11 protein-coding genes are annotated in these 14,898 nt (G+C 39.9%); 2 read left to right on the forward strand and 9 right to left on the reverse strand.

Annotation, left to right across the window (positions count from 1 at the left end; translation table 11 throughout):
- Nucleotides 1-122 precede the first annotated feature (122 nt).
- The 3 genes from IE222_RS14350 to IE222_RS14360 form a co-directional block, all read right to left on the reverse strand.
- Entirely contained in the window at nt 123-1,235 is a 1,113-nt protein-coding gene (locus IE222_RS14350) for an XdhC family protein (RefSeq protein ID WP_191273932.1), read from the reverse strand.
- Nucleotides 1,236-1,527: 292 nt separating this feature from the next.
- Nucleotides 1,528-1,980 (reverse strand): SRPBCC family protein, encoded by a 453-nt coding sequence (locus IE222_RS14355; protein WP_191273934.1) that lies wholly within the window; start codon nt 1,978-1,980, stop codon nt 1,528-1,530.
- A gap of 229 nt (nt 1,981-2,209) precedes the next feature.
- Complete coding sequence (locus tag IE222_RS14360) at nt 2,210-3,184, reverse strand: Rieske 2Fe-2S domain-containing protein (RefSeq protein WP_191273936.1); 975 nt, start codon at nt 3,182-3,184, stop codon at nt 2,210-2,212.
- A 158-nt stretch (nt 3,185-3,342) separates the two neighbouring features.
- Between IE222_RS14360 and IE222_RS14365 the strand changes: the two genes are divergently transcribed.
- The gene (locus IE222_RS14365) at nt 3,343-4,707 is read left to right on the forward strand and encodes a uracil-xanthine permease family protein (protein ID WP_191273938.1); all 1,365 of its coding nucleotides are present in this window, start codon (nt 3,343-3,345) and stop codon (nt 4,705-4,707) included.
- Between the two features lie 56 nt (nt 4,708-4,763).
- On the opposite strand, the gene IE222_RS14370 is transcribed toward IE222_RS14365, so the two are convergent.
- The 3 genes from IE222_RS14370 to IE222_RS14380 all read right to left on the reverse strand — a co-directional run bounded on the left by IE222_RS14370 (nt 4,764) and on the right by IE222_RS14380 (nt 8,745).
- Nucleotides 4,764-6,092 (reverse strand): flavin monoamine oxidase family protein, encoded by a 1,329-nt coding sequence (locus IE222_RS14370; RefSeq protein ID WP_191273939.1) that lies wholly within the window; start codon nt 6,090-6,092, stop codon nt 4,764-4,766.
- 42 nt (nt 6,093-6,134) lie between these two features.
- Entirely contained in the window at nt 6,135-7,559 is a 1,425-nt protein-coding gene (locus IE222_RS14375; protein WP_191273942.1) for an amino acid permease, read from the reverse strand.
- 88 nt (nt 7,560-7,647) lie between these two features.
- Nucleotides 7,648-8,745 (reverse strand): aromatic ring-hydroxylating oxygenase subunit alpha, encoded by a 1,098-nt coding sequence (locus IE222_RS14380; RefSeq protein WP_191273944.1) that lies wholly within the window; start codon nt 8,743-8,745, stop codon nt 7,648-7,650.
- Nucleotides 8,746-8,995: 250 nt separating this feature from the next.
- Between IE222_RS14380 and IE222_RS14385 the strand changes: the two genes are divergently transcribed.
- On the forward strand, nt 8,996-10,216 hold the full coding sequence (locus IE222_RS14385) for a CdaR family transcriptional regulator (protein ID WP_191273962.1): 1,221 nt from the start codon (nt 8,996-8,998) through the stop codon (nt 10,214-10,216).
- Between the two features lie 21 nt (nt 10,217-10,237).
- On the opposite strand, the gene IE222_RS14390 is transcribed toward IE222_RS14385, so the two are convergent.
- From IE222_RS14390 to IE222_RS14400, 3 genes are all read right to left on the reverse strand, one after another.
- The gene (locus IE222_RS14390; RefSeq protein ID WP_191273964.1) at nt 10,238-11,893 is read right to left on the reverse strand and encodes a thiamine pyrophosphate-binding protein; all 1,656 of its coding nucleotides are present in this window, start codon (nt 11,891-11,893) and stop codon (nt 10,238-10,240) included.
- Nucleotides 11,894-12,003: 110 nt separating this feature from the next.
- Nucleotides 12,004-13,485, reverse strand: coding sequence for an aldehyde dehydrogenase family protein (locus IE222_RS14395; RefSeq protein WP_191273966.1), 1,482 nt, complete (start codon nt 13,483-13,485; stop codon nt 12,004-12,006).
- A gap of 27 nt (nt 13,486-13,512) precedes the next feature.
- Nucleotides 13,513-14,688: an LL-diaminopimelate aminotransferase gene (locus IE222_RS14400; protein ID WP_191273967.1), complete on the reverse strand. Its 1,176-nt coding sequence runs from the start codon at nt 14,686-14,688 to the stop codon at nt 13,513-13,515.
- Nucleotides 14,689-14,898 lie beyond the last annotated feature (210 nt).

Raw genomic sequence — 14,898 nt, forward strand, 5'->3', positions numbered from 1 at the left:
AAGTTGTTTTTTGACTTTTCTCGCATTCAATATTTAAGTCTAAAAACCAGCTTTTGTTTTTAAAAAACCAATTAAATTACAGCAACAAATTTCACTTTTTCATTTCTCTTGACTTGCGCCAATTAACTTGGATTCTCTACTGCCATTTGTGATTTTTTATGAATAAACGGGCGATTTTTTAAAAATCCGCCTTGATGTCCTGTACGGTAGGCAGTAATTTCTGATAGTATACTCACGCTGATCTCTTCCGGTGTTTCTGCCCCAATATCAAGGCCAATCGGGCTGAATAATTTAGTTAATTGCTTTGGTGAAAAAACAACCCCCTCATCTTTGAGGCTGCGTAGCAGCCTTTGGGTTCTTGTTCTAGGCCCTAAAACACCGATATATGGTGCATTGGATTTTATTGCAAAGGCAAGTGACGCTGCATCACGTTCCAAATGATGATTCATAATAACGATATACGTCTGGGGATCAACGTTAACCTGGCTTGCATCTTCTGCAAGTAAATGTGCCGTTGGAAAGCGTTCCTTCGTGTTATAAGCTGGTCTCGGGTCAATGACAGTCGTTTCAAAGCCGGCGATCGTACTAATCCTTGCCAGCGGAACGGCATCATGTCCGGCACCGAAAATAAATAACCTTGGTGGAGGCAAATACACATCAAAAAAGACAATTTCTTCTTTGCTAGTTCTTGTTTCAAAACAAATGCTTTCAGATTGGGCGGTCAGCCGGTTCAACTTCTGTCTGGCAATCGTGACTACATGTTCCTGCAAATATTCATCAGAAAAGCTTCCAATCACCTTCTCTTTGGTGACAACAAATGGGAGGCATGCAGATTCTTCATCCGTAAGAATTTTGCACACTACCATTGCCTCTTGTTTCGCATAAATGTCCGCTATCCGTTGCCATAAATCTGAAGAATCAATCGGTTCCATTAAAATTTCAACTGTTCCAGGGCAGCCCAACCCAAGACCCCAGACAAGCTCCTCATCTAGTTCATATTTTTTCACCATGGTTTTTCCGGTTCTGTAGATATATTCGGCACTCGACGCAACATCAGATTCCAAGCAGCCGCCAGAAATCATCCCATGATAAGCTCCGTCCGCTTCAATGATCATTTTTGCGCCTTCCCGTTTATAGGCAGAACCCTGAACTGAGACCACCGTGGCCAAAACCCCTGTGTCATTGTTTTTAATCATGCCTGATAACAATTTTGTTATCTGCTGGATCGATTCCATGATCTTACCTACTTTCTTGGATATTAAAATTAGAAAAAGCCAAACCACCATGCAGGCAACATTGCTTTTTCTTGGTGGTTTAGCTCCTGTAAGTTAGCTTCTTAAATTTTTCACTCAATTATAACCGTGCAGGCACCGCATTTGCTTGTGTCACAGCCAATATGTGTTCCAGTTAAATCAAATTCATCACGTAAAAGGTGGACAAGCAAAAGATGCCACTCTACTTACGCGGATCTCACTTTCCATTTACATTCACCTGAACAGGATATTTTTTCGCCACTTCAACAGCCCCTTAAACTTTATTAATTTCCTTTTTCATTTCTTTCTCGGCTGCTTTGAAAAATTGGCTTAAAATAATTTTGGCGACTCCTCCCATTACCCTTTGACCGACTGAAGCTAAAACACCAGTTACTTCAACATCAGCGACACAAGTAACTTGTGAACTATCCTTTACTTCTTTTATGAACATATCAGCTATAGCATCAATCTCTCCTGGTTTCCCCTTTCCTTTTACCATTAGACGGTAGGAAGATGGCGGTATTTGGTTGGTTTGCTGCACCTCTGTTGTAAATAGACCTTTAATGGGTCCAACATTCACCCCCATTTCAGCCAAATATACCCCGTCCGACCTTTCTTCGAAGGATTGACAGCCTGGAAGAGCACTTCTAAGGACTTGTGCATCCTGTATGTACTTCCAAACAATGTTTCGCGGTAAATGAAATGAATAGGTGTATTCAACTTTCACCTTTTCCCCTCCTATTTTCAGGCTGATTACATTGAACAGAAAACATGAAGTGGTTTTGTACACTTATCCTATCTTTACTGGCATCTTGAACCCTTTATTACTATGAAATGTTAAAAATATTACAATTTCAACTGATGCATAAAGTCTATTAAGTTACGACGATGTAATATGAAAAAGGCACTATCTGTTTAGACAGTGCCTCTTTCATAGGTTTAATGTTTAATTGAAATTATGCAGTACCTAGCTTTACCCCTAGTTCTTTTAGGTATTGACGGTAAGCGATACTTACGCGGTCACATACAAGGGAGAGTTCGATTTGCAAATCAAGCGGCAGCTCCTCAGGCTTTTGATTCTCCACCACCGGTTTATCCTGAGCAAAAATAGCATCTTGATAAGCAATAATTTCTTCATCCGTGTTGTCAGTATGATAGCTGAAGGACATAATGCCATAAGCAACGGACTTGTTTTCATCTACTGGACGAATGGTTAATAAAATCGTAAAATATTGATCTTTTTCCTTGTCTTTTTTTGTAAAGCGGACCGTGAATGGTCGTAGGATTTCATAGGTATAGTACACATATTTAGATTCTCCAGAGCCATCAGGATCTGGCTGGAAAATTGGAATTTCGTCAGAATAAATACGGCCATCCTCCCAATTCATATGATAATCAGCAATTTCCCGATGACTGCTTGTCCCTAATGATCCCTCATGAACAATTGCTAAGTGACCTACATCAAGGAAATTTTCAATAATTCTTGGCGGCTTTGCATTCACATCTTGGGGCCCCCACATAATATTGCGGTATCCTTCTGCTTCAAATTCCGGATAGGAGAAGATTTCCGGCTCATTTCCTGCTAGATTTACCCAAATAAAACCGTACTTTTCCATGCAAGAGAATTTATAGGCCTTCGCCTTTTTCGGAATAGCCCTATCCTCAGGCAGCTGTGGAATCGTCACACATTCTCCGTTTGGATTGTACTCCCAAGCATGGTATGGGCAAACAAGGCAGTCATTTTTCACTTCACCTAAAGAAAGAGCTGCCCCCCTGTGAATACAAAGATCTCTAAAGGCGTGTACTCCTTCACTCGTTCTAAAAATGACGATTCTCTCGCCCATTAGCATCACTTGAATTGGCTTTTCTCCCACTTCACTTGAAGGACAGGCAACAAGCCAATCTTCTACTAACACTTTATCTTCAATCATTTAATATTGCCTCCTAAACTAATCTTTCTTCATTTTATTTATCTATTTGAAAAAGGTCAACTCTATTCACGAATATAATTTTATTTTTTTAATATAATATTCGGTTTTTGTGTACATTTCTTTGAATTTCTATTATAATCCTAGTGAAAATAATTTAAATGCGAACGAAGGGGTTGCAAGCGTTGAATAATAAGAATAATATCCTAATCGGGGTAGACGACAAAATTAGTTTCGGAAAAGCCCTGCTTTTGGGAGCACAGCATGTATTGGCAATGGACTTATATATTGCGCCAATTATTATTGCTGGATTGCTTTCCTTAAGTACAGAAAACACCTCATTTTTTATCCAAATGTGCTTTTTGGCTACGGGGATTGCCACATTAATTCAAACGGGGATTGGCATTAAACTGCCGGTCGTGCAAGGTCCTTCCTATGTTCCGGTCGGCGCCATCGCAGCTATTGGCGGTAAACTTGGATTAGGAGCCATTGCAGGAAGCCTGATTCCTGGTGCAATCATTATTTCTCTTTTAGGCTATCCATTAAAGTGGTTTGCAAAAGCTGTTAGAAAGTTCATTCCACCGCTTGTTGGCGGAACCGTTATTATTATTGTCGGTATTTCTTTGATGCCAATTGGGATGAATAACATTTATTACGCTGAAGGAAATGTTAGTAAGAACATTTTAATCGCGGCTATTTCTGCCGGGGTGCTTGTTTTATGTATGCTTTTTGGTCGAAAAATGCACGGACTAGGAACCTTCTTCCGCTTGGTTTCGGTTTTGCTTGCCATAGCTGTTGGAACAATTGCTGCCAGCTTTTTAGGGACTGTAGATTTTTCTCCTGTAAAAAATGCGGCATGGTTCTCACTGCCATCCTTATTCCCTTTTGGAAAACCTGTGTTTGACCTAAATGCTATTCTGACGGTTACATTTGTTTATTTCATTATCTTAATCGAAACAACTGGCACATGGTTTGTGGTTTCTTCAGTAACCGGTAAAGAGTTAGACGAAACTCGTTTAAATCGTGCTTCATTTGGTGAAGGACTCGGTTGTTTTGTTGGTGCACTTTTTGGAAGTACTCCAATGACCGGCTATTCCTCAAACGCCGGCTTACTTGCAATTACCGGGGTTGCCAGCAGAATGGCGATTATGGCTGGCGGAGGAATCTTGATCTGCCTTGGATTAGTACCAAAATTATCTACACTGATTACTTGTATTCCTGAACCAGTTATTAATGGAATTTTCGGAATCGTCTGTGTTGCGATTGTCACAAACGGGATGAAAGTTATCCAACCAATTTATATTAATGACCGTAACATGATGATTATTGGCCTACCAATTCTTTTAACAATCGCGGTAACGATTTTACCGAAGGATGTACTCGCAGGTGCACCAGAGTGGGCTAACTATCTTCTTTCTTCTAGTATGACTATTGGAGCGCTGGCAACGCTAATTTTGAATTTTATTATTCCTGAAGAGAAGGAACAGCAGGAATTTACGAATGATGCAGCGGCTGCGGGAAAATAATACGCGAAAGAAAAGACCAAGTGCTGAATATTATGCACTTGGTCTTTTCTAATAAATTATTGATTCGAAGGAATGAAATTCTTGTAAGCCGCTTTATCAGAAAGAAATTTATGAACCTTTCGACTTACAGATATCCCATTCTCTATTGCCCCATCAATAAATCCAGCCCAGCCATTTGCATAGGTGGTTCCTGCTAAAAATACTGCATGCTCCGAAGTATTCCATTCCTGATGATAAGTAGTTAGCTGATTTGGTTTCAGCATTGGCCATGTTTCTCTTGAAAACGGATCGTTTATCCAGTCATGTCCCGTACTTTCGATTACTTGTATATCCGGAATCCACCGCCGTAATGCGTTTTCCACCCCATCCCGATCGACAGGACTCAACATTGCTGCACTAGGTCCAAAGCCAACGATGATACTGTCACCATCAACATATCGATCCAAATGAACGGAATTTAGTGGATACCAGCCGGGTGCTATAGCATCAAAAGGTTCTAATTCCCCTTTCACTCGTGCCCAGACTTTAATTCCTTTAGATGTTTGCCCTTCTTTTGAGGAAGCCTGTTTCTCGATAGAGAGCTCCGGATTAAATTCAATATCCTGTAAAGTTGTTAAAGGAACGGTTATAATTACAGCATTCCCTTTAAATGTAGTTCCATCTTCTAAAAAGACCGTTACACCATCCTTAGTTTGTTCCACCCTTTTTACAATGGCTGTAAGTTTGATTTCCGCTGCTGAATCTTCTGCAATTCCCTCTATTAACGCTCTTGTACCTTTTTTTAACCGAAAGCTAGAAACCATGGCACTATGAGTTTCCCATTTCCCTTGAGAGAATGCCCACCAGCGAAAGATTTGGGTAACAGCTCCTTCGTTTGGATCACCACAGTAGTCGGAAGCAATCCAGCCATGGATAATATCATATTCTTCTTTTGTTAATTCGAAATCCTTCATAAATTGCTCAGCTGTTATTCCATCAAACTCTCTAAAGCTCTCAGAATGTAAAGGCTGAAAAGGCAGCGGGATATGTTTACCCCCTTCCCTTATTAAACGTTCGACTGTATTTCTTAGTTTATTCTTAAATTCAATTACAGGGGCTGAAAAGGATTTTCCATCCGCAATCCAAAATACTTTTTCTGTTCTTGGTGCAGTAATAAGTTCAAGCCCATAACGAGTAATCTCTGCCCAAACATGAGGTTGATGCCAATGGACATACGTACCACCCATTTCAAGTTCTATACCAAGACGATAATCCACCCAAGTACGTCCACCTAGACGGTCACGAGCTTCTAACACCAAGACTTTGTGCCCCAATAACCGCAGCTCTCTTGCAGCTGTTAAACCCGAAAAACCAGCACCGACAATAATGACGTCATAATTACTCATGATTCCCCCCTAGATTAGTGTTCAACCTATTGAATTTTGAAATTAATAATCTTCTGTTTCAACCTTAGAAGCTTGAGTTTCTAATGGAAGAGTTATTTTTTTTCGCTTAAATTTAAAGTAATAGTATAAATAGCAGGCTGCTACAAATCCACCCCCCCAGTAAAGTGATGTCCGCTGAGTCTCATCATAAGCAGTAAACGCAAAGATAAATAGACACATTACGATACATAAAATAGGAATAAACGGATAGAGTGGTACTTTATATTTTAAGTCTTCAAGTCTGCCGCCATTTTTTATAAATTGTCTGCGAAAACCGATTTGTGCTGCTGCGATGGCCAGCCATGTAAGAGTTCCGCCGATACCGCTAATGGCAAGTAATACAACGAAAAGAGTATCCTCAGCTATTACACTTGTTAATAGAGAAAGCAAGGCAAAGCCCAATGTAACTAATAAAGCATTAGATGGGACACCACGTTTATTCAACTTTCCTAACACTTTCGGTGCCATTCCCGTTTCAGAAAGAGAATACATAATACGTGTACAGGCAAATAAGCCGGTGTTTCCAACTGAAAGAATCGCTGTTAAAATGACAAAATTCATGATGTCCGCAGCAAATGGAATCCCAACCATATCAAACACAGTCACAAACGGACTTTCCAACACACCAGCCTTTTTATAAGGAACAAGGGCTGATAGGACAAAAATAGCTAAAACGTAGAAAATAAGAATCCGAAATACAATTGTCCGAATAGCTTTAGGAATATTTTTTTCCGGTTCTTCTGTTTCCCCTGCTGCTACACCCATTATTTCTGAGCCCTGAAAGGCATAGATGACCGTCATCATTGAAATAAAGACACCCACCATTCCGGCCGGGAATAAACCATCACCAATAAAATTAGATAGATATGGTGTTGGTTCATTTTGCAGACTAATTAAGCCGAATACTGAACCTAGCCCAATAATGATAAACACTATAACTGCAATAACCTTAATGCCAGCAAACCAATACTCTGTTTCAGCAAATGCCTTTGTCGTAAGAGAGTTGATTGAAAATAATAAAATCACGAAAATCGCACACCAAATCCAGGTAGGTACATCTGGAAACCATCTTTTCATAAGCAGTCCCGCTGCTACAAATTCAAGTCCGACATACAGTGCCCAGCTTAGCCAATAGATCCAGCCGACAACAAAACCTGTTGCGGGACCGATAAACTTAGTTGCATGAGCTTGGAAGGAGCCAGAAACCGGCATCACCACAGATAATTCGCCCAAACAAACCATGGCTAAGTACATGAGTAAACCTCCGACTAAGTAAGCCAAAATAGCTCCAGCAGGACCTGCCTCCCCAATGGCATAACCGGAGCCTAAAAACAGCCCCGTACCAATAATGCCTCCTAAAGACATCATAAATAAGTGTCTGCTCTTCATTGCCCGTTTTAATGTAGACTTGCCTTGCGTTACCGACATCCACTTCACCTAACCTTCTCCATATTCCCCATAATAGAAAGCGCTTTCAGTAAGATGTAAAACTTGCAAATACATACTATTCTATCTCTTATAATGCTGTAGTTGAATTTTTCTTAGGGAGTGGTAAAACGTGTTCTAAATCTTTTTGAAGAAGTAAATGAAAATGATGGACTAAATTTTCCGTTATTGAAAAGCGACCTTGTATATATGCACCCGTTTCTATTCCTTTTTGAACTACTTCGCAAATATCTAAATCCTCCTTTCTAACTAGGTCATCCATTGCCAGCAGTTCTTCCTCTTCCTTCGTCATTTCATCTGTCATGAAAAATGTTGTATATACATATTTTGTAGTTTTATGATCTATAGGGATGGACTGGTGAATGGATAGATTTGCTGGTCCCGGATCAAAGGAGAACCATGTGTTGGGATAAAGCCAGTAGTATCTGCCCCCTTGGCCAAGACCAAATTCGCTAGTCTGACCTTTCAGAGGAGTCCCTTGATATGAATAATAATCATGCATAGTCATATCATATTGTTTCATATCAAGCTTTGAAACTAGTGTTTTATGAACAATCGAGCAATGATCGCATTCAAGATAATTATCAATTCCAATCTTCCAATTGGATTGACAAATTGTTTCTTTAACACGTATTCTTTTTAATTTACTGAGATCATACTTTTCTACATGTTGGAAAAGGTCAGGATATTGTATCGCTATAGGAGGAGCCTCAGGATCTAAATTTACAAAAACAAAAGATTGAACAATTTCTAACTGGATCGTTTTTAAACAGAAATCTTGATAGTCAAAGTTTTTACAGCCGCCCATATTAGGAGCTCTTAAGAGGGATCCATCCATACGAAAATTCCATGCATGGTAAGGACAGGTAAAAACAGACTTATTGCCTTCACCCTCTGCCAATTTTGCTGCACGGTGAGTACAAACATTATAGAATGCTCGTATTTCTCCATCTTGCCCGCGACAAATGATAATCGGACGATCCGCCACTTCTGTGGTAATATAATCCCCAGGCTTCCTAAACTGACTCTCGTGCCCTACGTATTGCCACGTCCTACAAAAGATTACTCTTTTTTCAACTTCCACAACTTCCGGTTTTGTATATAGCCAAGATGGTAGAGTATGGGCTTCACTTAGATTTTCACTAACTCTTACTGCCTCTTTTTCCATTCGGTGGACCCTCCTTTTTAAGATGAACAAACTTCTTTAACAATGAATTAATAATAAATTAAAAAAATTCAGAAACATATGTGTATTTTAAACAAAAAAATGGAAGCAGCAGAACCAAGTTTTAGTCTTTTTTCACTAAATAATTTTCTGAATCATTGAACAATTTATATAAAGCCGCTACAATAAGACATAATATAAACACCATGATTAGTGTTAGAAAGACAGAAGCACTATGAAAGGAGCAGACGAAATGAAAATCCTTGAGCATATCGCCCAAGACATCGTCGAAAAAACAAGCGAAATTTTACACTATCCCATCAGCATTACGGACAATGAAGGAATTATAATAGGCTCTACTGATAAAAGTCGAATTGGAATTTTCCATCAACCGTCACTTGAAGTCATTAAGAAAAATATAATGATAGATTGTAAAAATGAAATTGAAAAAAGAATCCTTCCAGGAGTGTCCGCTCCCTTAAAATTTAATAATAAAGTGATTGGCGTCCTTGGGATTGTCGGTGAACCAAGAGAGGTTGAAAAATACGTTCAGCTCGTTAAGAATCAAGTTGAAATGATGTGCCAAGAGGCCTTTCGAAATGAAATGGTGGAACTAAAAGATAAAATGGTGGAAATGTTTGTTCATCAGCTTATTCATTATAGCCAAAATGAAGAATACACAAACAACCAAATCTATCAATCTGCAAAACTTCTTGGATTTGACATCGATACCAAGCGCATATGCCTAATTATCGATATAAAACATTTTTCTAAAAAAATTTCATGCAAAAAAGCAGCTGACAATTTTTTTAAAAACTTTCCATTGCAATACTTTCAACGTGAGGTTTTAAGTTTTTTACAGTTAATTTTTCAGGAAAATAAAGATGATATCATTTCATTTTTAAGTCTTGAACGATTTATTGTAATTAAATCACTTCCCTATCCGCGTTCGTTTACCGTTTTAATTGAAAGTTTGGAAGAAAAGCTTGAAAAAATAAATACCTTCTTAGATACAAAATTCCGTGTATCGGCCAGTATTGCGGCTGGAGATGTCAGCAACCAGCTTAGCGATGTAACGGAATCCTACCAAAATGCTATAAAAACACTGAATATTGGAACACGAATTGAACCAGATAAAAAAATTCATATTTACAATGAAAGGGAAACTTTATTTAGGCTGCTTCCTGAGGCGCTCACCACCCATTATCAGAATAAACTACTAAAGCTTATTGCCCCTTTAATCCAACACGATAACTACGAAATCTTAGCATCAACCTTTATTGGCTTCTGTAAATTCAATATGAATTTAAGTGAAGCATCCAGAAATATGTACATCCATCGAAACACGATCATTTACAGACTTGAAAAAATCAGCGAAATTACCTCCCTTCAAACAAATAGGTTCGAACATTGTATGCTTCTTTATACAGCCATCCAATGTTATGAGGAAATGAAAACAGACCCTGCGCATTAAATTGGGGTCTGTTTTCATTTTCTATGTGAGGGAAATCGGGTAAATAGGGGCGATAATTTCTATTAATCGAGGGCCTTTTTCATTTACTGCCCCAGCTAAAACTTGATCAATTTGTTCATTACGTTCAATTTTCCAGGCTTTCAAACCCATTCCTTCTGCTACTTTTACAAAATCCACATCACCTAAATCTGTTCCGAAAGGTCTGTTGGGGAATTGTTTTTCTTGATGGGCTCGAATCGTTCCATAAATGCCGTTATTGATGACGACGATGACGGCGTCCACATTGTTTCGTTTAAAGGTTTCTAAATCTCCAATTGTCATCATCGCTCCCCCATCCCCAGCAAAAGCCCATACAGGCCGTGCTGGAAAGCAGGTTTTCGCCCCAAGAGCCGAGGCAATGCCGTAACCCATTGCCCCATTAACTGGCCCAAGGTATACGCGGTCATCTTTAAAAGAAATATAACGAAGCAGCCAGTGGGAAAAATTCCCCGCGTCACTTGTAACAATAGCGTTATTCTCAATTACTTCATTCAGCTTATTAAAAACGATATTCAAGCTTGTCTTTTCAACATTGCCCGCCTCTTTAGTAAACCTGTTTTCAAATAAATCCCTTAAGAGTAATGTGCGTGTAAAATTTTTCTCCCGAATTTTATTAGCTATTGCGCTGTTTGCCTTGCAGATTTGTACTAAAGAATATAGCACTGCTACTTCAGAAGCAATATACCCGTTAAAAGCTGCCCCGCCGCTCCTTCTAACGCTGCCGCTGTCAATATTTTTCGCAACTTGGGTAATGTTGGCCTGCTGATTAATCAGCGCTCCCCCCTGTACCGCAACATCTTCCATGGATGGACCAAAGCCAATGATACAATCCGCCTCTTTCATTGATTGAGTTGTCACTCCAGGCGAACCGAGACCAACTGAGCCAATAAAATTATTGTGGTCGTTAGGGAATGAGGAAAACCTTCTCCATGCACCGCATACAGGCACCCCGACCATTTCAGCGAATTCCGTTAACAGCTGGGCCTCTTCTCCTTTCATAGCTGGCAGTGCTGATACAATTAAGGGTTTATCAGCCTTTTCTAATCTTTCTAATATCGCATGTGCCATTGCATTTTCTTCTCTGCCATATTTTAAAGAGACTGGCTTCGGCAAAAGTGTATCCGTAATATCAGATCCAAGAATATCCGTCGGGAGCGTAATTACAACTGGACCCGGTCGCCCATTTATCGATAACCAATATGCCTGATTTAAAATAGCCGGCAATTGATGACTTGCTGTTATTGAGAAAACTTCTTTTGAGATTGGTCTAAAAAAGGAGCCGAAGTCTATTTCTTGGAATGCCCCGCTATGCATGATGGTCGTCGGGACTTGACCGATAAGGGCAATCATCGGAGTTTGATCATAAAAGGCTGTTTGAATCCCTATGCTCAAATTACTTGCACCGGGTCCTCTCGTAGCCATACATACTGCTGGTTTCCCCTTTAGTTTTCCGTATGCTTCGGCCGCAAAGGAAGCGGTAGATTCATGTCTTGTGGTAATGGCCTGGATTTTTTCACTGTCCCGTAATGCGTCTAATACATGGAGATAACTCTCTCCGGGGACGAAGTAGAAGCGATCAATCTCTACATGTTCCATCCATTTTACAATGTATTGTCCGCCAGTCATTTGGGAAGTCATGTTATTCACCTCAACTTTTAAAAAATAAACAATTAACCTGCTTCCCTTTCCGTTTGAGTTAACTTAGTTAGGAAATACAGGTTAATTGCTTCTCTTATTTGCAGCTTAAATTAATAGTTATCAATCTGCGCCCGTTGTAATTTTCCGCTGTAATCGACGTAAATAGATTTCCATTCTGTAAAGACATCAAGCGAAGCGGTGCCGGAATCTCTATGTCCATTTCCAGTGCCTTTTGTGCCGCCGAATGGAAGATGAATTTCTGCACCAGTAGTACCGGCATTTACATAAACAAGCCCTGTGTCGAGATCCCGCATTGCCTGGAAGGCACGATTAATATCAGCTGTATAGATGGCGCTGGAAAGACCAAATTCTACACTGTTATTTACCTCTACGGCCTCTTCTAAACTATTAACGGAAATAATAGATACAACCGGGCCAAAAATTTCTTCTTTTGCAATTCTCATGTTTGGCGTTACATCCGTAAAAATGGTAGGTAAATAGTAGTTTCCACTGCTTAGGCCGTCTTCGGTGGCAATTTTACCGCCAGTTAAAAGTTTTGCCCCCTCTTCTTGACCGATTTTCACATATTCATCAATTCGCTCAAGTGAAGAACGATTGATGACCGGACCAACTTTTACAGATTCATCTAAACCATTGCCCATCTTTAATTCACCGATGCGGGACAGCAGTTTTTCTGTTAGGGCTTCCTTCACTGCCTCGTGAACAATAACCCGGCTTGTGGCTGTACATCTTTGCCCGCTTGTACCAAACGCCCCCCATAAAATTCCTTCGGCTGCCAAGTCAAGATCGGCATCTTCGAGGACCGTGATTGCATTCTTTCCGCCCATTTCAAGCGAGGTTCTCTTTAACAGTGTACCGGCACGGCCGTTAATGGCGGCTCCAACTTCATTGGAACCTGTAAAAGAAATTAAATCGATACCTGGATGGTCGACCATCGCATTTCCAACTTCACTTCCAGATCCATTTACAAGATTTATTAATCCTTTTGGTAATCCAGCTTCTTCATAAATTTTCACAAATTCCTCTGCAACCATTGGTGTTTCAGTTGCTGGTTTCCACACAACAGCGTTACCAGCAACAAGCGCCGGGAGCGACTTCCATGAGGCAATGGCAATTGGGAAGTTCCAAGGTGTAATCAGTCCTGCTACCCCGATAGGAACGCGAATGCTCATCGCAAATTTATTGCGAAGTTCTGAGGGAACTGTTTCACCAAATAACCGGCGTCCTTCCCCTGCCATATAAAACGCCATATCAATCGCTTCCTGCACTTCCCCTCTGCCTTCCGCAATGACTTTACCCATTTCGCTGGTTAGGACTTGGGCGAGATGCTCTTTTCTTTCCTTTAATAAATGAGCAACTTTATATAACTTCTCAGCACGTTCCGGTGCAGGAACTAAGCGCCAGGATTTTTGTGCTTGTTTAGCAGCTTGTACTGCTCGGTCTACATCTTCTTTCGAGGATTGAGTAACCTCACCTATTACTTGACCGTTTGCCGGGTTTAAAACCGGAATAAATTTACCTGTTGAAGCTTCACACCATTCACCGTTAATGTAGTTTAAGGTCTTTTTCATCTATAATCCTCCAATGTTTTAAACATATTAACCTACAACACTTTTTAACTTTTGTTTAATTCTATTAACTGCTTCATATAATCTTTCTGTTGGAACAGAAAGTGATACACGAAAATATCCTTCTCCTGATGGACCAAAAGCATTTCCAGGGGTAATAATTACTCCCGTCTGCTCTAAAACACTTGTAACAAATTCAGCAGATGTATAACCTTTTGGGACAGGTGCCCAAATGAAAAAGCTTCCTTTTGGCGGCTCCACTTCGACACCGATAGATTTAAGGCCTTCAAGCAAAGCCGTCATCCGTTTTTTATAAACTTGATTGTATTGTGTTACACAGCTTTGGTCGCTATTAAGGGCATATGCAGCCGCTTTTTGAATCGGCGTGAACTGCCCGGTATCAGTGTTGCTTTTCAGTATCGAAAGCGCTTTAATAATTTCCCTGTTGCCGGCTACATAGCCAATTCTGAAACCGGTCATACTATATGTTTTGGAAAGCGAACCAAACTCTACGGCAATTTCTTTTGCCCCTTCCACCTGAAGAATACTTGGAGCTTTGTAGGCATCAAATGTCACCATATTGTATGCAGAATCATGGGCAATCGGGATATTATGCTTTTGGGCAAATTGAATTGACTCTTTAAAAAAAGGCAAATCTACAGTTGCTGCTGTCGGGTTCCCAGGATAATTTAAAAACATTAACTTAGAACACTCAAGTACTTCTTTTGGAATCTCGTCAAAGTCCGGCTGATAATTATTTTCCTTTTTTAATGGCATATTGTGGTACTGACCGTTTGCCAGGAGCGTTGCCATCCGGTAAACCGGGTAGCTTGGATCTGGTATCAGCACGTAATCGCCTGGGTCAATCAGAGTCGGAACGATGTGAGCTATCCCCTCTTTAGAACCAATCAACGCTAAGACTTCGGTATCTGGATCTAGGTGAACACCATATTCACGGAAATAAAAATCAGCAACAGCCTGTTTAAATTCTACGCATCCGACAAAGCTAGGGTATTTTAAATTCCCAGGGTCCTGCGTTTCTTCCATTAATTTTTTAACGATATGTTTTGGCGTAGGAAGATCAGGATCACCAATCCCTAAGTCAATAATATCAATTCCCGAATTTATCATTTCTGCCTTTTTCTTATTAATTTCTGCGAATAAATAAGGAGGAATTTGGCCTACTCTGCCCGATGAAAAATTCATATGCTCACCCGCCTTTAATACTTGGATTGCAGTTACTTTCAGAAAATTCAATTTCCATATATTTAAATTTAAAGGTTTTACTACTCCAACTCTATGGTTGATTTATACAAAAAATAATGCTATTTTCGAAAACATTCCGTATGATTTTGACAAATAAAAAACAAAGCAACATTAGTACAACAAAAAGGCGCCTGAAAAATAATTCAAGGC

It is taken from the genome of Neobacillus kokaensis (assembly GCF_014656545.1).
GTDB lineage: Bacteria > Bacillota > Bacilli > Bacillales > Cytobacillaceae > Neobacillus > Neobacillus kokaensis.

What these genes read in the sequence shown, in the direction of transcription:
- IE222_RS14390 (WP_191273964.1), bottom strand. Translation starts at nt 11,893, where the DNA reads ATGACTTCCCAAATGACTGGCGGACAATACATTGTAAAATGGATGGAA.
- IE222_RS14350 (WP_191273932.1), bottom strand. Translation starts at nt 1,235, where the DNA reads ATGGAATCGATCCAGCAGATAACAAAATTGTTATCAGGCATGATTAAA.
- IE222_RS14360 (WP_191273936.1), bottom strand. Translation starts at nt 3,184, where the DNA reads ATGATTGAAGATAAAGTGTTAGTAGAAGATTGGCTTGTTGCCTGTCCT.
- IE222_RS14385 (WP_191273962.1), top strand. Translation starts at nt 8,996, where the DNA reads ATGAAAATCCTTGAGCATATCGCCCAAGACATCGTCGAAAAAACAAGC.
- IE222_RS14375 (WP_191273942.1), bottom strand. Translation starts at nt 7,559, where the DNA reads ATGTCGGTAACGCAAGGCAAGTCTACATTAAAACGGGCAATGAAGAGC.
- IE222_RS14370 (WP_191273939.1), bottom strand. Translation starts at nt 6,092, where the DNA reads ATGAGTAATTATGACGTCATTATTGTCGGTGCTGGTTTTTCGGGTTTA.
- IE222_RS14380 (WP_191273944.1), bottom strand. Translation starts at nt 8,745, where the DNA reads ATGGAAAAAGAGGCAGTAAGAGTTAGTGAAAATCTAAGTGAAGCCCAT.
- IE222_RS14395 (WP_191273966.1), bottom strand. Translation starts at nt 13,485, where the DNA reads ATGAAAAAGACCTTAAACTACATTAACGGTGAATGGTGTGAAGCTTCA.
- IE222_RS14365 (WP_191273938.1), top strand. Translation starts at nt 3,343, where the DNA reads ATGCGAACGAAGGGGTTGCAAGCGTTGAATAATAAGAATAATATCCTA.
- IE222_RS14400 (WP_191273967.1), bottom strand. Translation starts at nt 14,688, where the DNA reads ATGAATTTTTCATCGGGCAGAGTAGGCCAAATTCCTCCTTATTTATTC.